The organism is Streptomyces sp. CNZ301 (assembly GCF_004217425.1).
Genome location: NZ_SHLG01000001.1, coordinates 1,877,394 through 1,903,612, shown reverse-complemented (window position 1 = coordinate 1,903,612; position 26,219 = coordinate 1,877,394). Strand labels below are relative to the sequence as shown.

Here is a 26,219-nt window from a genome sequence, read left to right as displayed (position 1 = left end):
CTGCCGCTACGCGTCGTCCCAGCGGAAGAGCCGGGAGGCGATCAGCGTGACCACGGCCGCGAACAGCAGCAGTCCGCCCATCACGGGCAGCGCCGCGCCCCAGGACTCGCCTCTGCTCAGCACCGCCTGCATTGCCTCGGCGAGGTGGGTGAGCGGCAGGAAGTCGGAGACGTCGCGCACCCAGGCGGGCGCCATCTCCAGCGGGAAGAACGACCCCGACAGGAAGGCCATGGGCAGCACGATGATCTGCGCGAGACCGTTCGCGGCCTCCTCCGTCTTCGCCCACGAACCTATGAGCAGGCCGATCGACATGAACGCCAGCGTGCCGCACGCGACCAGCGGCAGGCACAGCCACCAGTTCCCGGCCAGCTGGAGCCCGTAGAAGGGGAGCGTCGCCAGCCCGATGAAGATGCCGGTCTGCGCGAACGCCAGTACCAGATTCACGCCCACCCGTGCGCCGACCACCGAACCCGCCGCGATGGGCGCCAGCCACAGCCGCCGCAGGATGCGCTTCTTGCGCCAGCTGACGAGGTTGAACGCCGAACCGAACACGCCGCCCATCGCCACGGCCCAGCTGAGCAGCCCCGGAGTGAGGAACTGGATGGGCTTGACCGACTTGTCCTCGACGCGCTGCGTCGTCAGACGGTACGCGGGGGGCTTGCCCGTCGCTGCCTGGTTGGCCTGCTGGACGACGGAGTCGACGATGCCGCGTACGTTGCCCGAACGCACCGAGTCGGCTGCCGAGTAGCGCAGCGCGATCTCGCCCTTGCCGTCCTGGAAGACGGCGGCGTCGGTGTCGCCCTCACGCACCTTCCGCAGCGCCTCCGCACGTGCGGCAGCCGAGCCGTCCGTCTTCTCGATGCTCAACACGCCGCGCAGTTCCGCGCGTTGCTGGTCGGGGATGTCGTCGAGGACCTTCACGTCGCCGACCTGGACGATCTTCGCCCCGGGCGTGGAGTCGTTGTCGAACAGTGCGCCGAACAGCGCCAGGAACATCAGCGGGAAGACCAGCATGAAGAAGACGGCGGCCCGGTCCCGCAGCAGTCCTAGCGCCATGGCCTTCGACAGGCTGAGGAAGCTCTTCATTCCCGGTACTCCCTCCCCGTGAGCTGGAGGAAGACGTCCTCCAGCGACCGCACCCCCAGCTCCTCGACCAGTTGCGCGGGGGCGCCCACCCGCAGGATCCGGCCGTGGTCCATCACCGCCACGCGGTCGCACAGCTGCTCTGCCTCGTCCATGTAGTGCGTCGTCAGCACGACGGTGCGGCCTTCGGAGTTGATCGTGCGGAGCAGATCCCACAGGTTCCGCCGCGCCTGAGGGTCCAGGCCGGTGGTGGGTTCGTCCAGGAAGACCAGTTCGGGGTCGTGCACGAGCGCGCAGGCTATGGACAGCCGCTGCGCCTGCCCGCCCGAGAGCTTGTTCTCGCGTGTGCCGCGTTTGTCGGTGAGCCCGACGGTCTCCAGCATCTCGTCGGCGCGGGCTCCCGGGACGCCGTAGAGGGAGGCGAAGGTGTGTATCTGCTCGCGTGCGCTGAGCCGTTCGAAGAACGCCGACGCCTGCAACTGCACGCCTATCCGGCGCAGCAGTTCCGGCTTGCGTGGCCAGGAGGACTCTCCCAGCAGCCGGGCACTTCCCTGGTCGGGCTCCCTCAGCCCTTCGACGATCTCCAGAGTCGTGGTCTTGCCGGCCCCGTTCGGCCCGAGGATGCCGTAGAACTCCCCCCGCTCCACCTCGAAGGAGACGCCGTCGACGGCCCGGGTCTCCCCGTAGCGCTTGCGCAGTCCCTCGACCGTGATCGCTTTCGATGACATGCGCGGAGGTTATCGGCGGAACGTCACGTTCAAGCCTCGCGAGCACCGCACATGAGCAGCACAGTGGAGGCATGCCGGCTGCTTCGGATCTCGTGCGGCGGATGGTCGCCTGCGGTGCGCTCGCCGATCCCGCATGGCAGGCGGCCTTCGCCGAGGTGCCCCGCGAGGTCTTCGTGCCGTACTACTACGTGACCGTCTCCGGCGGGCGCCGGGAGCGGCTGTGGCGGGACGACCCCGACCCGGTGCGCCGCGCGCGCTGGCTCTCGGGCGTCTACGACGACCTGCCGCTGGCCACGCGGGTGCGCGACGGCGAGCTGATCTCCTCCAGCAGCCAGCCCTCGCTGACGGCCCGCATGCTGGAGGCGCTGGATGTGCGGGACGGCATGCGCGTGCTGGAGATCGGCACCGGCTCCGGCTACAACGCCGCTCTGCTCGCGCACCGGCTGGGCGGTGCGCGGGTCACCACGGTCGACCTGGACCCCGGCATCACCGGCACCGCCCGGGAGCACCTTGCCGCCGCCGGGTACCGGCCACGGATCGTCACGGGGGACGGTGTGCTCGGCGCTCCCGCGTACGCCCCCTACGACCGCGTCATCGCCACGTGTGCGGTGCGGGCGGTGCCGCCCGCCTGGCTGGCGCAGAGCGTGCCGGGGGCGCTGGTCCTCGCGCCGGTGGGCACCGGGCTCGTACCGCTGCGTGTGGAGGGGCCGCGGGACGGCGAGGGCCGCTTCCTGTCCACGCCCGCGCACTTCGTGCCGCTCAGGGGCGGCGCCTCGCAGGAGGAGAAGGCTCACCCGGTGCCGACCGCGTGCGCAGTCCCACCGCACGCGCGGCGGCAGGACTCCTTCCACTTCCTCCTCAGCCTCACCGGCGGTTCGGTGGAGCCGTACGACGCCTACGAGTTGTGGCGCGACGCCGGCCTGCCCGGGCGGGAGCGCTACGGAGTGACCGTCAGGGACGGGCTCCAGTGGGCGTGGCTCGACGATCCGTACGGGCCGCACACGTGGTCTCTCGGCCGGCTCCTCGGCGGCGGCGCGTGAGGCCCGCGGAGCCGGCCCACGGACCAGGCTCCGGGAGGTGGTCGGGGAGGTGGTCGGGGAAGTTTCCACGGGTCGAGGGCCCCGAGTGTGCACTTCCGGCTGGAACTTCGTTTTTCGGATGTGAATTTCCGCACCCCGGAAGGAATTTGAGCGCCTCGCTCTACAGTCCTCCGGCGCCGGCATCTACTTTCGGGGGGTGCTCAGCAGCTGGTCCTTCCTCACCCTGCTCGGCGGCGTAGTGCTGCTGGGTTCGTCGGTCCAGCGGCTGGCCGGCATCGGCTTCGGGCTCCTCGCGTCACCCGGGCTGGTGCTGCTCATGGGGCCGGTGCAGGGTGTCGCCCTGGTCAACTGTGCCGGCGTCGTCATCGGCATCGCGGGGCTCGCGACGAGCTGGCGGCAGGTACGACTGGCGACGATGGTCCCGCTCGTCGCCGCTGCGGCCCTCACGGTGCCCCTGGGCGCGTGGCTCGCGCTGCGGCTCCCGGAGCCCGTGCTGCTCACCGCGTTCGGCGGACTCATCACCGCCGCCGTGCTGCTGGTGATGTGCGGCGCCCGCATCAGGGCCCTGCACGGAAGGGGCGGTGCGGTGGCGGCCGGCGCGGCCAGCGGATTCATGAACTCGGCCGCTGGGACCGGCGGTCCGGCGCTCTCCCTCTACGCCGTCAACGCCGGCTGGAGAGCTGCCGAGTTCGTGCCCAACGCCCAGTTCTACGGACTCGTCGTCAACCTTATGTCGGCCTCCGTCAAGGGACTTCCCCAACTGACGCGCCCCGCCTGGCTGCTGGTTGCCGGAACCATGGCCGCGGGCATCGTGCTCGGGCATCTGCTCGCGGCCCGTACTCCGGAGAAGGGGGCGCGCCGCATCATCCTGGGGCTCGCGCTCGCCGGCGGAGTCGCAACGGCGGCGAAGGGCCTGTGGCTGCTGGTGTGACGGGAACCGGCACCGTACGGGCGGCGTGTTCCCGGAAGGAACCACGGGCCCCGGCGTGTTCCGGGGGTTCCCGGCGGCCACCGCAGATCCCGATCCGAACAAGATCCCGGTGGAAACAGTGTGGTTGATGTTCCGCGTGGCCATACTCTGGCCGTGGGCCTCAACGCGTTGCGACAGACACATCGCACAAAGTAGGCGTGGCAGACGGCCCGGCAACGACCAGGGGGAGGGCGGCGATCGGTGACAGAGCTGTACTCGGGTCCGGCGGGGGACTCCGTGCTCGACCCGTGTGCCGCGGTTCTCACCGTCACGGTCACATCCGACGCCGTCGTCGCCGATGCCGTCGGGGTGGGGCGAGGATGGGTACGACGACGTGTGCGACTCCCTTCGGCCGGCCCGTTGAGGGGCGGCCCTGAACCGGCCCCGACCGCCGGCCGGTAGCGATCCCGCCCGGCACGGACAGCAGACCACGACGGAAGCAGCGAGGTGATCGATGGGGCCCGCGGGACCCACGGGACCGGTGATGAGCCGGGAGGAGGCCGACCGCGCTCTGGAACGGCTCACCGCCGAACACGAGGCGGTCGAGTCGTCGTTGCTGGCGCTGCAGGACCACGCGGGGCGCCGCCTGCTCGAGGGCGCGCAGCTGACCGGCACGACGGCCGGACGCTGGGCGCGGGCCGAGGAGGCCGTCACCAGGCTGTGGAACGTCTTCGAGTACTACAGCGGTGCGCTCGCCAAGGCACAGGAGGTGCGCGAGCGCCGCCGCTGGCCCAGCCGCGAGGATCTCGCCGAACTGACGCAGCTGCTGCGCGGGTCCCACACACTTCCCGGCAGCGCCGCGGGCGGCGGTACGGACGGCCCGGCGGGCGACGTCGAGGGCCCCGCGGGCCGCGTCGACGGCCCCGAGGGCGGCTTCGAGCGCACCGGTGGGGGCGGCGGAGGCCCGCAGCCGGAGGAGGAGGCGACCCTCAGCACGCTCGTCGAGTGGATGAACGGCTGGTACGCGCAGGCCCTCGACGTCGTGGCGGCGGCCGACTCGGTCTGGTCCGCGCTGCCCGCCCGCATAGACATGCTCGCCGCCGAACTGCGCCGCGTGCGCTCCCTCGCGCACTCCGTCGGCGTACGCCCGGGGGAGCATCCCTCGGGCGACGACCTGGAGCGTACGACGGAGGAACTGACCTCGCTGCGCGCCGAAGTGGTCTCCGACCCGCTCGCCTTCTGGACACCGGCGGGCGGCAGCAGCGCACCCGGTGGGGGCAGGCCCGACACCTCCCGCTACGACCGCGCCGCGCGTGAACTCGAGGACATCCGGCGCGAGATCGACGCCGTGCTCAACGTCCGCCAGGACTCCGAACAGCGGTTGATGCGGCTGCGTGACGTCCTCTCCCGCGCGGACCGCACACTGGCGGAGGCGCGCGCGGCTCGCGGCGAGGTGCTGGCCAAGATCGCGGCCTCCGAGGTCCCCGCGGTGAGCGGCCCCGCGACTGCCCTTCAGGAGCAGCTGTCCGCCGCGGCCGAGTACAGGCGCCGCTCCCAGTGGCACCGGCTCTCGCCCCTGCTGGAGAGTCTGGAGCAGCGCGCGGAGGACGAGTTGGACCGTGCACGCGCCCAGCTCGCCGCCGTTACCGCACCGTTGGCGGTACGGGCGGAACTGCGCGGGCGTCTGGACGCGTACAAGGCGAAGGTGGCACAGCAAGGCATGGGGGAGGACCGGATGCTGACCGAGCGCTACGACGCGGCACGGCGCATGCTGTGGAGCGCGCCGTGCGATCTGCGGGCCGCGGAGGACGCGGTGCTGCGTTATCAGCACGCGGCGCAGGAGGTTCTGACGGCGTCGCGGCAGGACGGTGGAGGCGGTCCCGCACGGGTGGAAGGGGTGACGGACGCGTGAGCGGAGTCCGGGGAACGGCACGCCCCGGCCGCGACGGCGCACGTGCCGCCACGGTGCGTGCCACAGGTGCCGCACATGTGTGTGCCGCTTACGTGTCCGGCTCGCGCAGTCCGGCACCGAGAGGATCGAACCGGCGGAACGGGCCTGCCCCTTCCGCCCCAGGACGTGGGTGTGACCATGCTTGATCAACTGTCCGCGTGTCCTCGCTGCTCCGAACCACTGGCGGCGGGGGAGCGCTTCTGCGGAGTCTGCGGCGCAGATCTGGGGGCCGCCCGTCCCGGGAGCGGGACCGGGGGAGTCCCCGGTGGCGTGCGGCCGGCCGCACCCGGCGGCTGGGCAGGGGCCACGCCACCGGGCATGCCGGCCCGGCCTCCGGGCGAACCGGACTTCACGCTGGCGCCGGCGGACAACCCGGTGCCGGGCGCGCGGCCCGGGTATGCGGGGCCGGGCGTACGGGGGCGGCTGGATGTGCAGGGGCCGCCCGTTCCGGGACCGCAGGGCGACGGCCCCTCCTTCCAGGGCCCGCCGCTGCCGACTCCGCCTGCGGTGCCCGCGTCGTCGACGCACGAGCAGCCACCCCCGGGGACACCGGACGGCCCGGTGGCGCCGCCGCAGCCGCCCGCGCCACCGGCACAGCCGCCGGTGGTACCGCCGCATCCGTCGGCGCCGGCGCAACCGTCGTCGGTGCCGGCTCCTGATCCGCGCGCCGCAGACCCCCGGCTCACACTTGACGATTCGCCGCACGACGGGCCGCCGCCGCACTCCACGGCGCCCGCGGGAACGCCCGCTGCCGCCTCGGCGCGCTGTGTCGCATGCGGCACCGGAGCCGTGGACGGCGACGGCTACTGCGACCACTGCGGTCACCAGCAGCCGCGTGAACGCGACCACATGGAAGGCGCGCTGCCCTCGGTGGCGGCCGCCAGCGACCGCGGGCTGCGTCACCACCGCAACGAGGACTTCTTCTCGCTGCACGAGGCGGCGACGCCGTCGGGTGCCCCGGTGACCATCGCCGTGGTCTGTGACGGCGTCTCCTCGGCCACGCGGCCCGACGACGCCTCCGCTGCGGCGGCCCTCGCCGCGGGCGCTTCGATGAGCGAAGCCGTGCCGCGCGGCACACCCGCGCAGCAGGCCATGCACGACGCGCTCATCGCCGCCTCCGAGGCGGTCACCGCCCTCGCCGCCGAAGGCCCCAACGAGCCGTCCAAGAACGCACCGGCATGCACGATCGTGGGTGCCCTGACCGCCGAGGGCATCCTGACCGTCGGCTGGATCGGGGACAGCCGCGCCTACTGGGTGCCCGAGGCGCACGGTGCGCCGCCCGCGCGCCTCACCGAGGACGACTCATGGGCGGCGCAGATGGTCGCGGCAGGACTGATGACCGAGGGCGAGGCCTACGCGGACCCGCGCGCGCACGCCATCACGGGATGGCTCGGCGCGGACGCCTACGAGGTCGAACCGCACACCGCCTCGTACAAGCCGGAGGGCGCCGGAGTCGTGATCGTCTGCACGGACGGCCTCTGGAACTACGCGGAGTCCGCCGAACAGATGGCGGCGGCCGTACCGGCGGACAGCGGTGCACGTCCCCTGCAGGCCGCGCAGCGTCTCGTCGGTTTCGCGCTGGACGGCGGCGGACACGACAACGCGACCGTGGCCGTCATCCCCTTCCCCGGCCCGTCGTAAGGGACCGGGGACCGCTCCTGGGCCGCCGCAGGGACGGAGGAGGCGGGCGATGGGGCGGCCGGCCGTCGTCACGAGCCGTCCGTCCATGCGGCCCGGCCGGTGCCCGGTCTCCTTCGGTCCGCATGGGCGGCCGGGCTCACCGAGGCGGCGGAGGACGGACCGGAGCGGCACAGGGCTGGGGTGCAAAGAGGGCGCAACCGTACAACTGGGGCGCGCGGTGCGGTCGGTCGATGGTTCCGGTGACGCAGATAGCTCGAAGCTGCTTTCGAAGGTGGTGGACGTCGTCGACGCCGCGAACGGTACTGTTCGGCTGAAGGCGAAGGTTGCCGACGCCGACGGAATGACACTGGGACGCGGTCCACGAAGACGGTCCGTGTGAAGAGGTGACAGAGCCCGCGAGGGCCGTACCGCAGGTACGGAAGCGAGAGCACAAGGGGGAGGCACTCATCATGCCGACTTGCCCGAACGGACACCAGTCGGCCGCCGACGACTGGTGCGAGGTATGCGGTCACCGCATGGCCGAATCGACCTCCGCACCCGCCGGTGCGATTCCGCCGTCGCCCTCGCCGCCGGTGCCCGGAGGCGGCTACGGCTACCCCGGCCCCTCTGCCGCACCCGGCGGACAGGGCGCGCCCGGCGGCGGACCGGTCCCTCCCGGCCCTCCGCCTCAGGGCTACGGCTACCCGGGACCTGTGAGCGACGGCCCCGGCGGTCCTGCGCCCGGCGGTCCCGGGGGTCCCGGTGGCCCTGGTGGTCCCGCTCCCGCCGGTGCTCCGGCGCCTCCCGGCGGCCCCGGGCCTCAGGCCCAGGGTGAGACGTGCCCCCAGTGCGGCAAGCCCCGCGAGGGGCAGGCGCCGTTCTGCGACAACTGCCGCTACAACTTCCTGACTAACTCGCCGATGACGTACGTACCGGCGGACCAGTCGCCGCAGCCGGATGCCTTCTCCCGGCCGGGCGTCCAGAACGGCCCCGGCCCGCAGGGCCAGCCCGGTCCGCCTCCGCCGCCCCCCGGACCGCAGGGCCAGCAGGGGCCCCCTCCGCCTCCCCCTCCGCCGCCGGGCCAGCTGGGCCAGCAGGGTCAGCCCCCGCCCCCGCCGTTTCCCGGTGCTCCGTCGTCCGGCGCGGACCAGCGGTACGACTTCGACAGCGCGGACCGTCCCTCCGAGGTCAACCGGCCCGCGGAGCCGCTCACTTCGGATCAGCCGCCGCAGGGGTTCGGCGGATACCCCGGACAGGGGCCGGGTCAGGACTTCGGGCAGGGGCCAGGACAAGGTCCCGGCCAGGGCTTCGGCCAGGGCTTCGGCCAGGGTCCGGGCTCCGGCCCGGGCGGCCCTGGCCCCGGTCCTGGTCCGGGCCAGAGCCAGGGCCAGGGCGGGCCCATGGCGCCGCCCGCGTCCGGGGGCCCGCAGCAGCCCTCGTCGCCGAGCGGCGACTGGTCGATCCCGCCGCCCGTCGCCCCGCAGCAGGAGCAGCCGCAGCCGCCCGGACCGCCGTCGTTTCCCGGCCAGCAACAGGCCCCCGGCCAGGGGCAGGCCCCCGGTCAGGGGCAGCCGCCGGGTGCGCCGCAGCAGCCGCACCACCAGTACCCGCAGCAGCCCGGGACGGGTGGGCACGATCAGGGTCAGCAGATGCAGTCGTCCGGGCTGTCCGGGTCGTGGGTGGCCGTCATCGCGCCCGACCGCCAGTACTTCGCGGCGATGATGGACCGCAGCGGTCCGGAGGCTTCGAACCTGAACCTGCCCGCGTACTCGCCCGAGCAGCAACTCCCGCTCACCGGCAACCAGGTCACCATCGGCCGCCGCCGCCACTCCACCGGCGAGGCGCCCGACATCGATCTGGCGCGCACGCCGGAGGACCCGGGCGTCTCGCACCAGCACGCCGTGCTGGTGCAGCAGCCCGACGGCAGCTGGTCGGTGGTCGATCAGGACTCGACGAACGGAACCACCATCAACGGCGCCGAGGACCCGATCCAGCCCTTCGTCCCCGTTCCGCTCAAGAGCGGCGACCGCGTGCACGTGGGGGCATGGACGACGATCACGCTCCACCTCACCTGACCGGCACCTCCGGGGCCGGTCCGCCGGGCCCGTGCTGCCCGTCTTGTCCGTCTTGTCCGTCCGAGTGTGCGCACTCTCCCGCGCGGGAGAGTGCGCACACTCACGCGTAGTGGGCCCGCAGGCGGGCGTGGGCCTGCGGCGGTGCGCCGACCTCGTCGAGGCCGAGCAGCGCCGAGCCCAGGACCGGCGGTGCCGTGACCACCTGGGGCGTGGCCTTCGGCGCGCGCACGGCCAGTCCGCGTGCGAGGTGGTCGTGCAGCAGCGGATGGCGGGCCGCGGCGACGCTGCCGCCGAGGAAGACCGGCGTCGCGGTCTCCAGCAGCCCGAGACGCGTCAGGCTGACCCCGATCATCGAGACGAGTTCGTCCGCCTGCCGCTCCACGATGGCGCGGGCGACCGCGTCACCGGCGGAGGCGGCCTCGAAGAGGATCGGCGTGATCTCGTGCATGCGGGTACGGGGCAGGTCGCCCAGGTGCAGGGCCTCGATGAGCGCGTGCATCGAGGTCAGTCCGAAGTGCCAGGGCACCTCCCGCGCGAGCGTCGTGTCCTCGCCGCGTCCGTCCTCGGCCCTCGCCGCGAACCAGACGGCCTCCGCGGCGAGTCCCCCGCCACCGCCGAAGTCGCCCGAGAGCCGGCCCAGGGCGAGGAAGCGGTGCGTGCCGCCCTCGCCGTCCTGGCCCGCGCAGTTGACGCCCGCGCCGCAGACGACCGCCACCCCGTGCCGGACGGAACCGTCGTCCGGCAGCCCGGTCCGCAGGATGGCGAAGGTGTCGTTCGCGACGTACGTGGTGCGTCCCCAGCCCCGCGCCGTCAGGGCCGCCGTCAACTCGCTCTCCTCACGCGGCAGATCGGCGTTGGCGAGACAGGCCGAGACATGCGCGACCGGCTGCGCGGGCTCGGCCCCCGCCTCCGCGAGTGCCGTGCCGACCGGTACCCCGAGTGCGTCCAGCGCGGCCCTCACGCCCGTGGCCTGCGGGTGGAAGCCGCCGCCGCGCCCTCTGCCCAGCACGGCGCCGCCGACGTCGACCACCGTCACGTCCGTCTTGGTGTTGCCTGCGTCGATCGCGAGGCAGGCCGAGGTGCTCAGGCCCACGTCAGGTGCTCCCGGTTGTGGGCGAGAAGCCGGTCGGTCAGCGCTTCGGCGCGGTCGTACTGACCGACAAGCGGGTGCGCCAGCAACGCCTTGAAGACCCGCTCGCGTCCGCCGTGGAGCGCCGCCTCCAGCGCCAGCTCCTCGTAGGCGTGGACGTGCGAGATCAGTCCGGCCTGGAGCGGGCCGACACCGGGCGAGTCCAGCGGCACGGCGCCGTCGGGGCCGACCCGGGCCGGTGCCTCGATCACAGCGTCGCGGGGCAGGAACGGCAGCGTGCCGTCGTTGCGCACGTTGACTACCTGGACGTGCGAACTCGGTGCCTCGTCCCCGTCCTGCCCGCCGGACGTCCCCAGCAGCGCCGCGGCCAGCGCCACCGCCGCCTCGGAGTAGAAGGCGCCGCCGCGCTTGCCGAGCAGGGCGGGCTTCGCGGTCAGGGCGGGATCGTCGTACATCTTCAGCAGCTCCCGCTCCATCGCCGCGACTTCCTCGGCCCGTGACGGCTTCGTACGCAGCTCCTCGACGGTCTCGTCGTGCGCGTAGTAGTAGCGCAGGTAGTACGACGGGAAGACGCCGAGCGTCTCCAGCAGGCGGCGCGGCATCTTCAGCTCCAGGGCGAAGGCGTCGGCGTGCTCGTCGAGCAGCCGCGGAAGGACGTCCGCGCCCCCCGGGCCGCCGAGCCGCACGCCCAGCTCCCACGTGAGGTGGTTGAGCCCGTAGTGGTCGAGGTGGACCTCCTCCGGGGCCACTCCCAGCAGCCCGGCGAACCTGCGCTGGAGATTGATCGCCACGTTGCACAGCCCGACCGTCCTGTGCCCGGCCCTGAGCAGGGCGCGGGTGACGATGCCGACGGGGTTGGTGAAGTCGATGATCCAGGCGTCCGGACTGGTCCGCCGCACACGTTCCGCGATGTCGAGCACCACGGGAACGGTCCGCAGGGCCTTGGCGAGCCCGCCCGCCCCCGTCGTCTCCTGCCCGACGCAGCCGCACTCCAGGGGCCACGTCTCGTCCTGGTGCCGTGCCGCCTGCCCTCCGACGCGCAGCTGGAGCAGCACCGCGTCGGCACCGGCCGTGCCGGCCTCGACGTCCGATGTGGCGGTGACGGTCGCCGGGTGGCCCTGCCGGGCGAAGATCCGGCGTGCCAGGCCGGCCACCGGCTCCAGCCGGTCCTTCGCCGGGTCGACGAGCACCAGGTCGCTGACGGGGAGCGTGTCCCGCAACCGTGCGAAGCCGTCGACGAGTTCGGGGGTGTATGTGGAGCCACCGCCGACCACTGCGATTCTCATGTCGTCCTGCAGTCCCTTCAGCTTCAGCGCGAGGTGTCGAACACTTCGTCACGGGTCGTTGCCAGCGCGCTCTCCAGCGCCCCGTGCAGCACGGGTTCGCCGGTGACCGTGCCCAGCTTCAACGCCGGTCCGGGCACGGCGAGTTCGGTCAGTTCGTCCTGTACGAGCCGCCGCAGCCGCTCCCCGCCGGCCGCGAGTACGCCTCCGGAGAGCACGATCAGCTGCGGATCGAGCACGGCGACCATGGACGCCAGCCCGACGGCCGTTCCCGTGGCCAGCCTCCGCAGCAGTTCGGCGTGCGGGCCGCTCCCGCCTCCCTCGCCGGGTGCACCGTCCGCGGCCGGGGCGGCTGACGCGGCGCGCGTGACCAGAGCGGCGGCGTCGGCGTGCAGCGAGCCGTCGTGCTCGTGGGGCAGGCCCAGTTCACGTGCCCAGCGCAGTACGGCGCCGGCCCCCGCGAGTTCCTGGAAGCCGCCGCTGTTGTACCGCGCCGGGTCGCGGACGAGGGGCGTGCCGGGTACCGGGAGGAAACCGACCTCGCCCGCGCCGCCCGTGTGCCCGCGGTGCAGGCGGCCTCCGATGACGAGGGCGGCACCGATGCCCTCCTCGTTCCACAGCAGTACGAAGTCGTCGTGCCCGCGGCCCGCTCCGAGCCGCTGCTCCGCGACGGCGACGAGATTGACGTCGTTCTCGTACCCGAGGGGCATCGGCAGCGCGGCGGCCATCTCCTCCAGCAGCGTGGGGGAGTGCCATCCGGGCAGATGCGAGGCGTAGCGCAGCCGCCCCGTGCCCGGGTCGAAGGCTCCGGGGGTGCCGATGACCGTGCGGTGCAGCGTGGACGGGTCGACGCCCGCGGCCCCGGCGGCTCCGTCGACGGCCCGCCGGACCAGTTCGGGCGGAGCCGGCCCTTCTCGCGGCCGGGCGGGGGCGGGCAGCTCGAACGTGCCGGTGACGCGGCCGGTGATGTCGGCGACGGCGGCGAGGACGCGGGCCGCGGTGACGTCGACTCCGGCGACATGAGCCGCTTGCCCGTTGACGGCGTAGAGCTGCGCGTTGGGACCGGGGCGGCCCTCGCTCCTACCGGTGACGACGACGAGACCCGCGGCCTCCAGCCGCGCCAGCAGTTGTGAGGCCGTCGGCTTGGACAGGCCGGTCAGCTCGCCGATGCGCCCACGGGAGAGGGGCCCCTCGGCGAGCAGCAGATCGAGGGCGGCCCGGTCGTTCATCGCGCGCAGGACGCGTGGAGTCCCCGGCCTCGTACCGGCCATCTGTGCTCTGCCTCCGGCCCCGGCCCGCAGCCTCCCACTGTTAGGAAGCCTTCCAGTCGTCGGACCGTAGAGCCCCGGCCCCGGTCCCGTCAATGGAAGCGCCGGCGACGGCGCATCGGCACCGCGCAGGCCGGACGCCACGACTGGTGGCCCGGAACCCGCTACTTGGGGGTCTTCTGAAGCGGCACGTCCCCGCCGCCGCGTTTCCCGGACTCCTGCCGCACATGCGCGGCAGCGGCCACTTCGGCGTCGCGTTCGCGGCCCGCGGCGCGGTCTCCGCCGGGGGCGCCCTTGCCGCTCTTCTCCGCGCCCGCCTCGCCGCCGCCGGGGTGTTCCTGCGCCGCCTGCTCGACGACGCCGGCCGCCTCGACGGAACGCGGCTCCTCACCGGCGCTCTCGATGCCCCTGCGGTCCAGCGCCTGCTTGATGCGCCAGCGCAGCTCGCGTTCCACGCTCAGCGCCTTGCCCGGCATGGTCTTCGCCGTGACCCGTACGACGATTTCCTCGAGGGTCACCGAATCCAGGCCCAGCACCTCGACGGGCTCCCACAGCAGTTCGTCCCAGGGCTCGCTCCTGCCCAGCTCCTCACCGACGGCGACGATCGCGTTGCGCACCTCGTCGAGGTTCTCGCCCGGGGCCACCCGGACGTCCACCGCGGCCGTCGCCCAGCCCTGGCTCAGGTTGCCGACGCGCTTGATCTCGCCGTTGCGGATGTACCAGATCTCGCCGCTCTCGCCGCGCAGCTGCGTCACACGCAGCCCGACCTCCAGGACCGTGCCGGAGACCTCACCGACGTCGACGCGGTCGCCCACGCCGTACTGGTCCTCCAGGAGCATGAAGATCCCCGCCAGCAGGTCCGTGACGACGTCGCGGGCGCCGAAGCCCAGCGCGACACCGGCGACACCGGCGCTGGCCAGCAGCGGAGCCAGATTGATGCCGAGATCGGACAGCACCATCAGCAGCGCGGTACCGATGATCACGAAGGAGGCGATGCTCCGGAGCACCGAACCGATCGCCTGGGAGCGCTGCCGCCGCCGCTCGCCGCTTACCAGCAGCCCGCGCAGCGCGTTGGCGCTGTCGGCGGCCTCCGCGCGGCGGTTCACGCGCTTGATGAGCCGGCTGATGGCACGGCGTATCACATGCCGCAGCAGGATCGCGATGATCCCGATGAGCAGAATGCGCAGCCCGGCGGCCACCCACTCCGACCAGTTCTGTTCGATCCATCCGGCCGCCTCGGACGCCGAGTCGTGCGCGTCCTCGAGGGACGGGGTGCTCTGCCCGCCGTCCCCCGCTCCGGCTCCCGCACGGTGGGGTCCCACGAGAGCGGACGGGGTGGCAGCGCCGATCAGCCAGAACACAGCAGAACCTTCCGAGCGGGGCCATGACCAACCAAGCGCCGGCGGCCCGCAGATGCGTGCCCCGAACGCGGCAACCACACTAACGGCGCACGGCCTTCACAAGTGGCGGCAGCGGCTGCCGAGGGAAAGCATCCGGCCGCGGGAGGCCGGGTCCGCGGCGGGGTTCGCCACGTCTTGACTGATCGGAAGCGGGGCAGAAGTTCAAAGTGGAGTCAGGGGGTGTGGTTGAAAACACTTTCATGGCGTTACCCGGTCGTGGTGGCGGAATGGCCAGGGCGCGGGACACACTGAGAACAGATCGTCCCGGCGCGAGCCACGCGCCGCAGACGTACAAGGAGGCACCGTGCCGCATGTCCTGGTCCTCAACGCGTCGTACGAACCGCTCGGTGTCGTACCGCTACGTCGCGCCCTCATCCTCGTCCTCAACGACAAGGCCGTCAGCCTTGAGGAGTCCGGCGCCCTGATGCACAGCGCGACCCGCGTCATACCCGCTCCGAGCGTCGTACGGCTGAAGCGCTTCGTGCGGGTTCCCTTTCGGGGCACTGTTCCGCTGACCCGCCGGGCGCTCTTCGCGCGCGACGGCGGCCGGTGCGCGTACTGCGGTGGTGTCGCAACCAGCGTCGACCACGTCATCCCGCGCAGCCGCGGCGGACAGCACACCTGGGAGAACGTGGTGGCGGCCTGCCGCCGCTGCAACCACGTCAAGGCCGACCGGCACGTCGCCGAGATCGGCTGGCGGTTGCGCCATCAACCCGCGCCGCCGTCGGGCCTGGCCTGGCGGATCATCGGCACGGGACACCGAGACCCGCGCTGGATGCCGTACCTACAGCCGTACGGCGCGGACGACGCACTCGCCCGGATCGAAGGCAGAGCGACTGCCTGAGACCGGGCTTCGTCGTTCTCACGGCCGTGGACCGCCGCCGTGGGACCGCGAGGGGCGGGCCGCCGCCGGGCCCGCCCCTCGCGGTGCCCGCCGGAGCACGCGGGCGCCGGCCGCTCAGCGGTCCCGTGCGGGTTCCCCGAGGACCGCGTACGCCTGGAGCTCCCAGAGCGAGTATCCGAACTTCGTTGCCCGCTCCTCCCCCTGGATGCGGACGTAGCGGGTGTCGTCGGGAGTGTCCATGCGGACCGTCTCCCTGCCGCCCTTGCCGTCCCGTACGGTCGCCGCGTCGCGCCACCGCTTGCCGTCGGGGGAGACCTGCACGCGGTAGCGCTTCGCGTACGCCTCCTGCCAGTTCAGGACCAGCTCGCCCAGCCGCACGGGATGCCGCAGCTTGAGCTGCACCCACTCGCCGTCCTTCGCCGGGGAGGACCAGCGGGTGTCCTTGCGGCCGTCGACGACGGCCGACGCCGGGAACTCGTCCGTCTCGTCGCCGGAGGACGAGGCCTCCGCGTCCCGTGCCAGGTCCGGCCCGCCGGCGCGGGGGAAGGCCCGCACGGTCAGCGTCCGCTTCTCTTCACCGAAGGAGAGCCGGATGCGGTGCTTGCCCGGCCGCACGGACGAGTCGGCCTCGATCTCGACGGGCACCCTTGCCGTTCCGCCGCGCGGCACGACGGTCCGCTCCGGGGTGCGCACCGTGAACCCCCGGGGCGCCTCGGCGGTGATCCTGCCGTGCAGGTCGGAGGGGCGGTGCCCGTGGAGCTCCGCGGTCACTTCGCCCCTGCCGCCTCCGATGGAGGCGTCGACGTCGTCCTCGGACAGCGACAGGGAGGCGTCCGGCCGGTCCGCGTACCAGGGGGTGATCTCGTGCACGACCGGTTCGTCGGAACCGGGGGACCAGGCGAGGCGCAGTGCGTCTGCCCGCAGGCCGTGCGCGTCCCGCTGGGTCCAGCCGCTGCCGGAGAGCGGGCCGAGACGCCGCCAGCCTTCGCCCGGCACGTGGGCCTCGACGCGTGCGCGGGTGCCCGAGCCGGGACCTGTCTGCACGGTCACCGCCTCCAGGGGGCGGCGTTCTGGGAGCTGCACGGTGAGGGCGGGGGCGTGAGGGCTGCTTTCGCCGGTGTCCGGCCCGTGCCCGCCGGACGGGCCACCGCCCGGGGCGTCCCGCTGGTCGAGGCCGCCCGGCAGCGAAGCACCGGGCAGCGCGGCGCGCGGTGCGAACCAGCCTGTCGACGGGGCCGCTTCGGCCCGGTACGCGGTGTCCGGGTCGCCGTCGACGGCGGCCTCCGCGGGGGAGTCGGGACGGGCGGCGGGGCCGCCCTGAGCCGTCGCCCGGTGGCGTCCCGACGGCGCGTGATCGGCGCCCGTCCACCTGTCGGAGGCCTTCAGCGCACGCTTCACGAAGTCGGACAGCACGCCCTTCCCGACGGTCACGGCCGGCTCGGCGCCCTCCCGCCCTTCCGGGTCCTTCGCGTGGAGGCGTTCGGCCGCCAGCCGTGCGTCCCAGGCGGCGCCGCCGTCGCCGCGCGCCTGTGCCGTGAGCATCCGCACGGCGTGCTCTCCGGCTTCGCCGTGGCGTGCCAGTTCGTCCAGCCAGGGGCGCACCTCACGCGCGAGGGCGTCCGGTACGTGCTCCCGGGCGGTACGCATCGCACGGAACGCGTCGCGCAGCCGCTCCCCGCTGCGTCGCAGCCGCTTCATGGAGGTGTCGTCCTCCGGGTCGGCCGCGTCGTAGGCGTCCCAGAAGTCCTTCAACATCGGCCGCAGATAGGCCGATTCCTCTCCGCCGAGGACCGAGGAGGCGTCGTTGCCCGCCAGCGCGTGCACGGCCTCGCGCGACCGCCCGGAGCCGCCGGCGACGTCGGCGATCGCCGCCTGCCAGGACGCCTCGGGGCTGTAACTCTTCGGGTTCCAGGCGTAGTCGGCGGCGGTGAACAGCGGGATGCGCGAAGCCGTCGGCTGCTTCATGGCGTTGGACAGCACGGCCGCGGAGCGGGCGGCGACGGCCGGTTCGCGGCCGCGGTAGGGGCCGAGGAAGATCCGGTCCTGCGCGTAGTCGTTGACGGGGTAGTTGTCCATCGTGACCAGCGGATGCTGGTGGAACGCCGAGCGCGCCGCGGTCAGTTCACCCCCGGTGATGGTGCGCGGCACCACGCCGACGCCCGTCCAGGCGACCTGCACGCCCGGGTCCAGCCTCTTCGACAGCTCGGTGCGGTAGTCGGTGTCGCCGTCCTGGTAGAACTCCGTCGGCATGAGGGAGAGCGGCTCGGCGTCCGGGTGGCGCGCGGCGAGATGACGGGCGACGTCGCCGGCCAGTTCGGCGTGGGCACGCGCCGCGGCCTTCGGGCCGGTGCCGTAGGACCGCGCGTCCTCGTCGCAGTGCCATTCGCTGTAGCTGACGTCCTCGAAGCGGAGCTGGAACGCCCGGAAGCCCAGCGCCCTCATCGAGTCCAGCTTGCGCAGCAGTGCCCGGCGGTCGTCGCGGGAGGAGAAGCACATGCCCTGACCGGGCGCCACGGCCCAGCCGAGCTTCACATGGTTGCGGCGTGCCCTATCGGCCAGCGCGCGGAACTCCTCGCGCTGCGCGGCCGGATAGGGGTCGCGCCAGCGGGAGGACTGCCGGTACGGGTCGTCGGTCGAGGCGTAGAGATAGCGGTTCTGCTTCGTGCGGCCGAGGAAGTCCAGCTGTTCCAGGCGCTCCTGCTGCGTCCAGGAACCGCCGTAGAAGCCCTCGGCGATGCCGCGCACGGGCGCGGTGGGCCAGTCCCGGACGGTCACGCCGGCGAAGCCCCGGCTGCCGTCCTCCCCGGACACCAGCTGCCGCAGCGTCTGCGCGGCGTGGAACAGGCCCTCGCCGTCGGCCCCTTCGAGGGCGACGGTGTCGCGCGAGTCGGTCCGGCCGACGGCGAGGCGGTAGCCGCCGCGCGGCAGATCACCGCGCGGCGGCGCGTTCAGCGCACGGAGGGCAGTGGCCGCCGACGCCGCGTCCGCGCGTACGACCAGGTCGTCCCGGTCGGGCAGCGGCTGCCCGGGCCGCACCTCGGTGATGTCGCGCGCGCCGGCACCGCGCAGCGCGGCTCTCAGCGCGTCGAGAGCGGGTGCGTCGGTGTCCTCGTCAGCGACGAGCGTCACGTTCCGGCCCACCGGCACGAACGAGCCCTGCTGCCGGATGGACTGCGGGCGCGGCCACACCGGCGGTACGGAGGAGTCCCGGGCCTTCGTCCCGGTGTCCCGTTCCTGGCCGGCGGCGCCCGCGGAGTGTCCTCCGGGGCCGGGTCCGGGAGCCGCGTGCGCCGCGGGCACACCACCGAGAAGCCCGCCGATGACGGCCGCGGTGAGTGCCGTCGCTCCCGCCCGTCTGCGTGCTCTGTCCCCCTGGGCCGCTGCGCCCACGACGTCCTCCGTCCTCCCCGTGCCGGAACCGCCCGCGGTTCTCGCGACGTTGCCGCGTCGCTGTGTCACCGCGCCGCCCGTACGGCCTCCTCCGGCCGTACGCCGTCCGGCTCGCTCACATCGGTCACATTGTTCACCAGAGCCGAACACCCGGCGCGCGGGGCACACTTCGCGGAGCGAGCCCATCACCGTCCCGTCGGACGTGTCAACGCGCACGGAAACGCGTGCGGTTCGCCGACGGCATGCGGCCGTCCGCGTCCACCGAGTCCGGACGCGGAGCGCTGCCGTACCGGTTCCCGTGCCTCACGGGGCCGGCCCACCGCGGGCGGGGCGGTTTCCGGGAGGCGCCACGCTGCGGTGCGGGCCGTGACGGTGCGTCGCGGCCGGTCCCGCGGCCGCCGGGCACACGTCTGCCGTACACCCACGGTGACGGAACGTGACGCGGTCTTCCCGTCGCCGAGGTACGGAAGGTGAGAAGGACCGCAATCATCCCGTCAGGTGGTGACCTTGGGTGAGGGGCCTGTAAAATTTTGGGCGCAACAGCCCGGAAACCCGTCGACCGTTCGCCCCCCGAGGCCGCCCGCAGGTAAATCGCCTGTCGGCGTGAACGTGACCTCGGCCACGTTCGCCCCCCGATCACGTCTGCGGCCCGCTCGACCGGGTAAGGCAATCCATCTGACCATCCGACGTCAACGAACGGAGGCCCACGGTGGCCGCGTCCGCTGAACTTCTCGCCGTCCTGAACCCGCTCCCGCGACAGGTGATCTCGAAACACCGAGTCCTCTCCAAACACGGGCACGAGCCGGTAGACCTGTCCGGTGTGTCCCACCCCGACTCCGGACTTGACGGCTCGTGCTCCTGCGAGTGCCTCGAGGTACCGCTCACCTCCGAACCGCCCCTCGCCGACGTGGCGCCCCTCACTTCCGAACCGCCCCTCGCCGAGCTGCCGCTCACCAGTGAGCCCACCGGCAACGGCTTCAGCGCCGACAGCACCGAGATCTGATCCGGCTGACCCGAATGTCTTCCGAGGGCCGCGCCCCGCTCCTGCGGGGCGGCCGGCGCCCCGGAGTGCCCCGGATGAGTGGCGCTCCGAGCGGTCGGCTATGTTGACGACGTGAACGACAACGTCAATTCGAAGGTCAGCAAGAGCGCGCTGCGGGCCGGCACGGTCACCGCCGTCTCGGCGCTGATGATGCTCGTCTCCCTCCCCGCCTTCGCCGTCACCCCCGACGACGGAGACGACCCGGGCCCCGGGCTGAGCGTCGCCGAGACCCTCGGGCTGTACGTCGCTCTTCCCGTCGCGATCTTCCTCGCGATCTCCGCCCTGGTGATGCTGGGCGGCAGGACCGGCAGCGGCAAGCAGCAGCGCTGACCCGCCGGGGCCCCGGCGGCTTTCGCCTCGGGGCCTTTCGTGCTTCCCGGGCGGCCGCCGCGGCCATTGCCTCGTCCGCGCGTCCGCCCGCGTCCGTGCCTTTCGAACTCGACTGCTGCCCACGGCAGTTGACCGCCGCTTGTGTGGAACGTTCCCCGGGCGGCGGCTTGCTCGACACTCGAACGCGTGTACTTTAGGGCAGGGTTGTCCGGCTTTGTCGACGAGCTCGTAACAGAGGTTGGAAGGCGGGTCGCGGCTGGGAATCGCCCGGACATGACGCACAACACCCCGCTCTCCCCTCGCCCTCTCAGCCACCTCACCGAAGCGCCGCAGCATCGCGTGCTGACCGCGGCCGCCCTCCGCCGGCACGGCATCACCGCCGCCGTCGCCGACGAGCGCTGCCGGCCCGGCGGCCCCTGGCAGTTGCTGCTCCCCGGTGTCTACCTGCTCCACCCCGGCCCTCCCACCAGCGACGAACGGCTGCACGCCGCACTGCTCTACGCGGGCGGCGAGTGCCCGCCCATCCCCGCCCAGCAGGGCAGCGGCGGCCGCACGTCCTGCCACGGACCCGCCGGGACGGCCGCCCCGTCCGGAATGCCCTCCGGCCTGTCCGCCTCCGGACACTGCCCGCCTCCGCACCCGCCCAGGGCGATGATCACCGGCCTTGCCGCACTGACCCTGCACGGCTTCGCGGGCTCCCCCTCACTGCGCGCCCTCGACCGCATCGACGTACTCGTGCCCCGCACCACGCGGCTGCGCTCCACAGGCTGCGTCCACATCGTGCGCGGCCAGAGCGTGCCGGACCCCGAAGAGATCACCGGGCTGCCCGTCGCGCCAGTGGCACGCGCCCTCGCCGACACCGTCGGGCAGTTGACGGACGCCGGGGTCGTACGGCGGCTGCTCGTGGAGTCGGTGCGCGGGGGTTACTGCGAATCGGGTGCGGTGGTCGGGGAGTTGCTGAGGGCGCGGCTTCTCGGACGGCCCCACGTGCGGGACGCTGTCGACGCGTTGGTCGCCGAGGGCCGCGCGCTGGCCGAAGGCATGCTCTACGAGATGGTCTTCCGGCACCGGCTCCCCGACCCCTGCTGGAACGTCGACCTCCGTCTCCCGGGCGGCCCGCACCTGGGCGGGGTCGACGCCTACTGGCCCGAACAGGCAGTGGCCCTGGAACTGGACACCCGCGCGCCCCGTCCGCACCTCGACCAGGACGCGCAGTGGTCGGAGTACGCCCGCAAGCGCGAGGCGCTGGAGGGGCTCGGCATCACCGTGGTCCACCTCACCCCCGGCAAGCTGCGCGAATCGCTCCAGCAGCAGGCCGCGATCGTGCGCACGGCCCTGATGACAGCCGTCGAACGGGAGCCTGCCGAGTACGTGATCGTGACGCCGCGTTAGACCCGTGCGGGACAGCGCGGCGGAGCCGGACCGACCGCCGCGTCAGCCGCAGTACTCCGCCTCGATCATGTCGGCCATGCCGCCCGACCAGTCGGCGTTGACGTTGAACGCGGCCGGGTGTGAACCGTCCGCCGTGGTGACGGCCGTGGAGTGCGAGCCCTGGATCGTGCCCTCGTGACCCCACACGGTGGTCCCGCAGGAGAGCCGGTACCGGGTGAGGCCGAGCCCGTAGCGGTCGCCCCCGTCGGCGGGGACGGTGGACTTCATCTGAGCGAGCTGCCGGGCCGGCAGCACGTCGCCGCCGAGCAGCGCCCGCATGAAGCGGACCAGGTCGCCGGTGGAGGAGATCATCTCGCCCGACGCGCCCGCGAGTGACGGATCGAGAGCGGTGACGTCGTGCACGCGCGCCCCCGAACCCGCAGGCGCGAGCTTCGAGTACGCGCGCCCGTGCGGCTCCGGGATGCCGGGGGAGGTGCCCGGAAGCGAGGTGTCGCGCAGCTTCAGGGGCCGGATGATCCTGCGCTCGACCTCGTGCGCGTAGGAACGCCCCGTCACCTTCTCGATGACCATGCCGGCCAGGACGTAATTGGTGTTGGAGTAGCCCCAGTCGGTGCCCGGTTCGAAGGCGCGCCGGTGCGCCGTAGCGGTGCGTACGAGCGACGCCGCGTCGTGCGATTCGTACCTGTGGGTGGCGAAGCGCGGGCCCAAGTAGTCGCGCTGCATGCCGGGGTCGGCCGTGAAGTCGTACAGACCGCTCGTGTGGCCGAGGAGTTGGCGAACGGTGACTAGGCGGCCGTCCTGCCCGCCACCCCGTACGGTGCCGGGCAGCCAGTGCTCGACGGGCGCGTCCAGATCGACCCTGCCCTCCGCCTCCAGCTGAAGCACCACGGCGGCTATGAAGGGCTTCGTCAGGCTGCCGATGCGGAATTTGTCCTGGGACATCGGCGGGCGGTGCGTCGCCCGGTCCGCGATCCCCGAGGAGCCGTGCCAGACGCCGCCGCCGTCCCGGGCCTGCCCCAACACGCCCGGCACGTCGTCCTGTTGCACCAGGGCGTCCATCGCGTCCTGCGTGGCGGAGTGACCCTGGTCGGCCGCCGCCGAGGACGCCACGGGGAACGCCGCCAAAGCGGCGACCGCCATGGCCACGGCGGTGGAGCGCAGCGACATGCGCCCGACTCTAATGATCGGTGCGCGTGGTGCGCCATACCGCGAGAACGACAAGTACACAGCCCGCGTACTGGGTTGGAGTGGGACGTTCGGCAAGGAATCCGACACCGAAGAGGAGCGCGAGGATCGGCTGCAGAAGCAGCAGCGTGGCGCCCTTGTCCGGGGAGAGGCGCGGCAGCGCGGGGTTGATGAGCAGCCAGGCCAGCACCTGACCGAGGAACGCCATCGGTATCAGCCAACCCCACGCCGCCGGGCCCGGGTCGAGGTCCACGCCCGTCCACAGCGAACCGAGCACTCCCGCCGCGACGGCTGCCGCGGACGTCGCCGCGCAGACGGGCGTCACCGTGTGCGGACCGCCCGCCCCGCGGGATGTGCCAGGGCCTGTCCGGCGGATCTTCGCGGGCTCGCGACTCCCCCTGGACTTCGTCCGGGGGTGCCCCCAGGCACCGCACCTCTCCCCCTGGCTTTGCCGGGGTGGGATCTCCCCGGCAAAGCCAGGGGAAGTGCCCCCAGCGTTGTCGGGATCACCCGAATACTCCCCTGGCCCTCGGCATGGGGAACCCCAGTATGAGGGCGCCCCTCCGCCTTGTGATGCGTCCCTTCGCTTTCGCGGGGGAGGCCCCATGCGCCGGACGCCGCTCGCTGATCCACGAAGATCCGCCGGACAGCCCCTAGCCGGACCGGACGTGCGGCCGGTCTCCTCCGGGCTTGCGGCGGACGGCAGTTGAGAGGTGCCGGCCGGGCGTCCCTCCCCGCCGAGCCGGATCAGGAAGAGATACCCGGCGAACGCCATGCCCGCGACGGTCCCGAAGAGCACCCCGGAGAGGGGGTCGCTGCCCGGTTCCGCCCGTCCGATCGCACCGCCGGCCAGCGCCAGCCCCGCCAGCAGCACGGACGCGGTCGGCCAGAACCGCCGCGCGAGCCGCACACCGGTCAGGAACCGCGCCAGCAGCGGGAAGACGACGAGCTGGATGTTGAGGAGCAGCGTCGCGATGGATGCGCCGAGATCGTGGATGCTCTGCACCCAGCACACGTAGTCGAGACCGAGCAGCGTGCCCGCCGCGAGATCCAGGGCGAGCAGACGTGGACGGCGGGGCCCGACGCGGCGGTACTCGACGAACGCCATCGGCGCCAGCACCACGAGCGCGAGCGCGCACCGCAGGAAGGCTGCGGTACCGGCGTTCACCTCGGAGAGCTTGATGAACATGCCCGACGACGACGTACACGCAGCCCCCGTGACGACCATGAGCGCGGGGCCCGGCCGGACCCCGCGCCACCTGCGTTCCCCCGCCTCTCCTCGCGCTGCCCGCGCCGCTGCCGCCCCGGCCTTCTCCGTGCTCGCCATGCCCGCCACTCTGCTCCACCGGGCGAGGAAACGACAGTGACCGTTCAGCGGGCTCCGCCGCGACTACGGCTTGCGCAGCAGCAGTTCCGTGTTGCGGTCGTCGGGTTCACCGGCCAGGTCGGTGCGCGCACCGGGCGAGTTGAGGGCGAGTTCGCGGTAGAGCGAGGCCAGGCCGGTCTGTGAGAGGTCGTGGAAGTCGGTGCGTGCCGGGGCCGAGGACTCGATCAGCGTGGTGAACAGCGACAGTGTCCCGTCACCGTTGTCGGCCAGCTCCAGTGTCCGTGCCATCTGCGGGAAGTCGATGTGGGACGCCGTGGATATCTCCCAGAACGTACGCCGCGATCTGATGCGGTTCTTGTGGCTGTGGCCGTTGATCCAGGCCAGGACGTGCGGATTGCGGTTGAGCAGCGACATGAGCCTGTCGCCGCCGTCCGGGATCGTGGTGCTGGTGTGGTGGCTGAAGATCAGCACATAGGTGCCCTTCGAACGCTCCTCGCGCAACCGCCGCTCCAGCCAGTCGAGTTGGGCGTCGCCGACCTTGCCCTTGTAGCCCCCGTCGTGCCGTGTCGTGTCCAGGCTGATGCCCGTCACGCCCTCCGCGACGCGGAAGGTGTAGTAGAGACGGTCCTCGGCGAGATTGGCCTCGGTGTAGCCGTGGCCGACGGGGCCGGCCCCCGCGTGGCGGCGGCGCATGTGGGCCCGCACCCAGTCCTTCCTGGAGAAGGGGGCGCGTTCCAGGTCCGGGGTGACCCGCCGCATCTGCCGGGAGTCCGTCCGGGAGCGCAGGGCCTCCGCGAACTGCTCGCCCTTCGGGTCGCCGCCGTCCTCCACCGTCTTCCACAGCCGTGCGGCCTCCGCCTTGCTGCCCAGCTCCATCAGCTTCCTGCCGCCGACGGCGAAGTCCGCGAAGAAGGCGCTGCCCGAGAAGCAGCCGCCGGGCAGGGCGTCGTGATTGCCGGAGGTGGAGTACCAGGGCAGCGCCAGACCCGGGCTGTTGACCTCCCGGATGGCCGCCCGCAGATAGCCGTCGATGCGGGGGAAGCCCAACGCCTTGTCGTCGTCGCGGAGTTCGTCCTCGGGGTGCCAGTACAGCTTCAGCCCGCTGTTGTGCACACCCTCGTAGCGGTCGACGTCGCCGGTGTTGGGGGTGATGCGGCCGCCGGTCATCGCCGTGAGGAACCAGTCGAGTTCGGCACGGCAGTTGTTGTCGGTGTTGTCACCGGTGGTCACGGCGAACGCCAGCGGCTCGCCGGTGGCGGGGCCGCCCCGCAGCCCGTTGACGCGTTCGATCATGGAGACGGCACCCGCGACGGAGAGCGCCTCCTGCGGGCGCCACGCGCTGGTGGTCTCGGCGCGCAGGAACTCGTAGCGCAGCGGGTGCTGCACGTCGACCAGGTGCAGGTCTGTGAACTGGACGAACGCGGCCAGCGTGCGGCGCTTCTCCGCCCGTCCGGGCCGTGCAGAGGCCAGGTCGGTGCGCACCTGCCGCTTCCAACCCGGGCCGTCGCCGAGCCGGCGGTAGCCTCCCGTGTCCCGGCGTGGTGTGGCGACGCTCTCCAGAGTGGTGCCCTCGGGCGAGGGCTCGACGGGCTTGTCGCGGGTGACGGGAGCGTGTGCGCGTGCGCGGGCCGCGCGTGAACGGGCCGCGGCCGCAGGGGACATCGCCGCCTTCTGCGGCTGACCGGCGCCGGTGGCACTGCCGTTGAACACCGGTCCGGCGCCCAGTGCGGTGGCTGCGCCGGCGGCGCCGAGCGTGAGGAGGGTGCGGCGGTGGGGCAGACGTGTCTGCCTCAGGCTGCTGCGGTCCATGCGGGCTGCCTCTCCTGGTGGACGGACGCGGAGCGGAGCGCGCCCCGCACCGCGCCGCCTGCGCGGACCTATCGGGAAACACCCGCCCACCAGGGATGTTTGGCATCCGGAGTGACCTGCGTCTGAACGACGGCCGAACGCCGGACACCCATCCCCACTCATCGATCACCACCCGGGACCCGGGCCTTCTCCCCGTAGCCCGGCGCCGTCCGCGCGTCGGTCTGCTGCTCATCCGCCGTTCACCTGCGGCCGCGGCCCGTGCCGCGCACACGCGGTGGTGTCCACGGAGCCGGCCGCGGCCGCCGCGCTCACGAGGCCGCTGCGGCGCGCGGCGGTCCGGCCCTGCCGCGCCCTCCGTCGCCTCCGCGCGGGGCGCCTCCGTCGCCTCCGCGCGGGGCGCCCGCGTCGCCTCCGCGCGGGGCGCCCGCGTCGCCTCCGCGCAGGGCGCGCCC

19 protein-coding genes and 1 pseudogene are annotated in these 26,219 nt (G+C 73.0%); 10 read left to right on the top strand and 10 right to left on the bottom strand.

The genetic code is table 11. The features are described from left to right. Positions 1–6: 6 nt before the first annotated feature. Both EV375_RS08320 and EV375_RS08315 read right to left on the bottom strand, forming a co-directional pair. Positions 7–1,086, bottom strand: a complete 1,080-nt coding sequence (locus EV375_RS08320; protein WP_130298873.1) for an ABC transporter permease — start codon at positions 1,084–1,086, stop codon at positions 7–9. After that, positions 1,083–1,811 (bottom strand): ABC transporter ATP-binding protein, encoded by a 729-nt coding sequence (locus EV375_RS08315; protein WP_130298872.1) that lies wholly within the window; start codon positions 1,809–1,811, stop codon positions 1,083–1,085. The genes EV375_RS08320 and EV375_RS08315 overlap by 4 nt, the downstream gene beginning before the upstream one ends. A 71-nt stretch (positions 1,812–1,882) precedes the next feature. On the opposite strand from EV375_RS08315, the gene EV375_RS08310 reads away from it, so the two are divergent. The 6 genes and pseudogenes from EV375_RS08310 to EV375_RS08285 all read left to right on the top strand — a co-directional run bounded on the left by EV375_RS08310 (position 1,883) and on the right by EV375_RS08285 (position 9,407). Further along, positions 1,883–2,851, top strand: a complete 969-nt coding sequence (locus EV375_RS08310) for a methyltransferase domain-containing protein (protein ID WP_130298871.1) — start codon at positions 1,883–1,885, stop codon at positions 2,849–2,851. A 196-nt stretch (positions 2,852–3,047) separates the two neighbouring features. Next, on the top strand, positions 3,048–3,782 hold the full coding sequence (locus EV375_RS08305) for a sulfite exporter TauE/SafE family protein (RefSeq protein WP_130298870.1): 735 nt from the start codon (positions 3,048–3,050) through the stop codon (positions 3,780–3,782). Between the two features lie 523 nt (positions 3,783–4,305). Further along, positions 4,306–5,673, top strand: a complete 1,368-nt coding sequence (locus tag EV375_RS08300) for a hypothetical protein (RefSeq protein WP_486588362.1) — start codon at positions 4,306–4,308, stop codon at positions 5,671–5,673. Between the two features lie 357 nt (positions 5,674–6,030). Beyond that, positions 6,031–7,353: a PP2C family protein-serine/threonine phosphatase gene (locus EV375_RS08295; protein ID WP_486588361.1), complete on the top strand. Its 1,323-nt coding sequence runs from the start codon at positions 6,031–6,033 to the stop codon at positions 7,351–7,353. A 178-nt stretch (positions 7,354–7,531) separates the two neighbouring features. Then, a pseudogene (locus EV375_RS08290) lies at positions 7,532–7,740 on the top strand (hypothetical protein); the annotation flags it as partial. 62 nt (positions 7,741–7,802) lie between these two features. Continuing rightward, positions 7,803–9,407, top strand: a complete 1,605-nt coding sequence (locus EV375_RS08285) for an FHA domain-containing protein (RefSeq protein WP_130298868.1) — start codon at positions 7,803–7,805, stop codon at positions 9,405–9,407. 100 nt (positions 9,408–9,507) lie between these two features. Here the strand turns inward: EV375_RS08285 and EV375_RS08280 are convergent, their stop codons facing one another. From EV375_RS08280 to EV375_RS08265, 4 genes are all read right to left on the bottom strand, one after another. After that, positions 9,508–10,500, bottom strand: a complete 993-nt coding sequence (locus tag EV375_RS08280; RefSeq protein ID WP_130298867.1) for a BadF/BadG/BcrA/BcrD ATPase family protein — start codon at positions 10,498–10,500, stop codon at positions 9,508–9,510. After that, positions 10,491–11,783: a 6-phospho-beta-glucosidase gene (locus tag EV375_RS08275; protein ID WP_130298866.1), complete on the bottom strand. Its 1,293-nt coding sequence runs from the start codon at positions 11,781–11,783 to the stop codon at positions 10,491–10,493. Before EV375_RS08275 ends, EV375_RS08280 begins: the two co-directional genes overlap by 10 nt. Before the next feature lie 23 nt (positions 11,784–11,806). Continuing rightward, a complete protein-coding gene (locus tag EV375_RS08270) occupies positions 11,807–13,051 on the bottom strand; it encodes an ROK family transcriptional regulator (protein WP_130298865.1) in 1,245 nt (414 codons plus the stop codon). Between the two features lie 161 nt (positions 13,052–13,212). Next, positions 13,213–14,409 carry a mechanosensitive ion channel family protein gene (locus EV375_RS08265; protein ID WP_130298864.1) on the bottom strand — a complete coding sequence of 399 codons (1,197 nt, stop codon included), beginning with the start codon at positions 14,407–14,409 and terminating at the stop codon, positions 13,213–13,215. 343 nt (positions 14,410–14,752) lie between these two features. Between EV375_RS08265 and EV375_RS08260 the strand changes: the two genes are divergently transcribed. Further along, positions 14,753–15,292 carry an HNH endonuclease gene (locus EV375_RS08260; protein ID WP_055485022.1) on the top strand — a complete coding sequence of 180 codons (540 nt, stop codon included), beginning with the start codon at positions 14,753–14,755 and terminating at the stop codon, positions 15,290–15,292. A 114-nt stretch (positions 15,293–15,406) separates the two neighbouring features. Here EV375_RS08260 and EV375_RS08255 read toward each other — a convergent pair whose 3' ends face one another. Next, entirely contained in the window at positions 15,407–18,682 is a 3,276-nt protein-coding gene (locus EV375_RS08255; RefSeq protein ID WP_486588713.1) for a glycoside hydrolase family 84 protein, read from the bottom strand. Positions 18,683–19,391: 709 nt separating this feature from the next. Between EV375_RS08255 and EV375_RS08250 the strand changes: the two genes are divergently transcribed. From EV375_RS08250 to EV375_RS08240, 3 genes are all read left to right on the top strand, one after another. Beyond that, a complete protein-coding gene (locus EV375_RS08250) occupies positions 19,392–19,685 on the top strand; it encodes a hypothetical protein (protein ID WP_130298863.1) in 294 nt (97 codons plus the stop codon). A gap of 111 nt (positions 19,686–19,796) precedes the next feature. Then, positions 19,797–20,054: a hypothetical protein gene (locus EV375_RS08245; protein WP_130298862.1), complete on the top strand. Its 258-nt coding sequence runs from the start codon at positions 19,797–19,799 to the stop codon at positions 20,052–20,054. A gap of 273 nt (positions 20,055–20,327) precedes the next feature. Further along, positions 20,328–21,446: a hypothetical protein gene (locus EV375_RS08240; RefSeq protein WP_130298861.1), complete on the top strand. Its 1,119-nt coding sequence runs from the start codon at positions 20,328–20,330 to the stop codon at positions 21,444–21,446. 42 nt (positions 21,447–21,488) lie between these two features. Here the strand turns inward: EV375_RS08240 and EV375_RS08235 are convergent, their stop codons facing one another. From EV375_RS08235 to EV375_RS08225, 3 genes are all read right to left on the bottom strand, one after another. Next, a complete protein-coding gene (locus EV375_RS08235) occupies positions 21,489–22,613 on the bottom strand; it encodes a serine hydrolase domain-containing protein (RefSeq protein WP_207228018.1) in 1,125 nt (374 codons plus the stop codon). A 10-nt stretch (positions 22,614–22,623) separates the two neighbouring features. Continuing rightward, complete coding sequence (locus tag EV375_RS29630; RefSeq protein ID WP_486588360.1) at positions 22,624–23,958, bottom strand: DMT family transporter; 1,335 nt, start codon at positions 23,956–23,958, stop codon at positions 22,624–22,626. 63 nt (positions 23,959–24,021) lie between these two features. Further along, the gene (locus EV375_RS08225) at positions 24,022–25,767 is read right to left on the bottom strand and encodes a TIGR03767 family metallophosphoesterase (RefSeq protein WP_130298860.1); all 1,746 of its coding nucleotides are present in this window, start codon (positions 25,765–25,767) and stop codon (positions 24,022–24,024) included. Between the last annotated feature and the right edge of the window lie 452 nt (positions 25,768–26,219).

Bases quoted from the DNA above. Each gene is read 5' to 3' on its own strand.
- EV375_RS08310 (WP_130298871.1), top strand. From the start codon at position 1,883: ATGCCGGCTGCTTCGGATCTCGTGCGGCGGATGGTCGCCTGCGGTGCG.
- EV375_RS29630 (WP_486588360.1), bottom strand. From the start codon at position 23,958: ATGGCGAGCACGGAGAAGGCCGGGGCGGCAGCGGCGCGGGCAGCGCGA.
- EV375_RS08285 (WP_130298868.1), top strand. From the start codon at position 7,803: ATGCCGACTTGCCCGAACGGACACCAGTCGGCCGCCGACGACTGGTGC.
- EV375_RS08275 (WP_130298866.1), bottom strand. From the start codon at position 11,783: ATGAGAATCGCAGTGGTCGGCGGTGGCTCCACATACACCCCCGAACTC.
- EV375_RS08240 (WP_130298861.1), top strand. From the start codon at position 20,328: ATGACGCACAACACCCCGCTCTCCCCTCGCCCTCTCAGCCACCTCACC.
- EV375_RS08270 (WP_130298865.1), bottom strand. From the start codon at position 13,051: ATGGCCGGTACGAGGCCGGGGACTCCACGCGTCCTGCGCGCGATGAAC.
- EV375_RS08225 (WP_130298860.1), bottom strand. From the start codon at position 25,767: ATGGACCGCAGCAGCCTGAGGCAGACACGTCTGCCCCACCGCCGCACC.
- EV375_RS08235 (WP_207228018.1), bottom strand. From the start codon at position 22,613: ATGTCGCTGCGCTCCACCGCCGTGGCCATGGCGGTCGCCGCTTTGGCG.
- EV375_RS08315 (WP_130298872.1), bottom strand. From the start codon at position 1,811: ATGTCATCGAAAGCGATCACGGTCGAGGGACTGCGCAAGCGCTACGGG.
- EV375_RS08320 (WP_130298873.1), bottom strand. From the start codon at position 1,086: ATGAAGAGCTTCCTCAGCCTGTCGAAGGCCATGGCGCTAGGACTGCTG.
- EV375_RS08295 (WP_486588361.1), top strand. From the start codon at position 6,031: ATGCCGGCCCGGCCTCCGGGCGAACCGGACTTCACGCTGGCGCCGGCG.
- EV375_RS08300 (WP_486588362.1), top strand. From the start codon at position 4,306: ATGAGCCGGGAGGAGGCCGACCGCGCTCTGGAACGGCTCACCGCCGAA.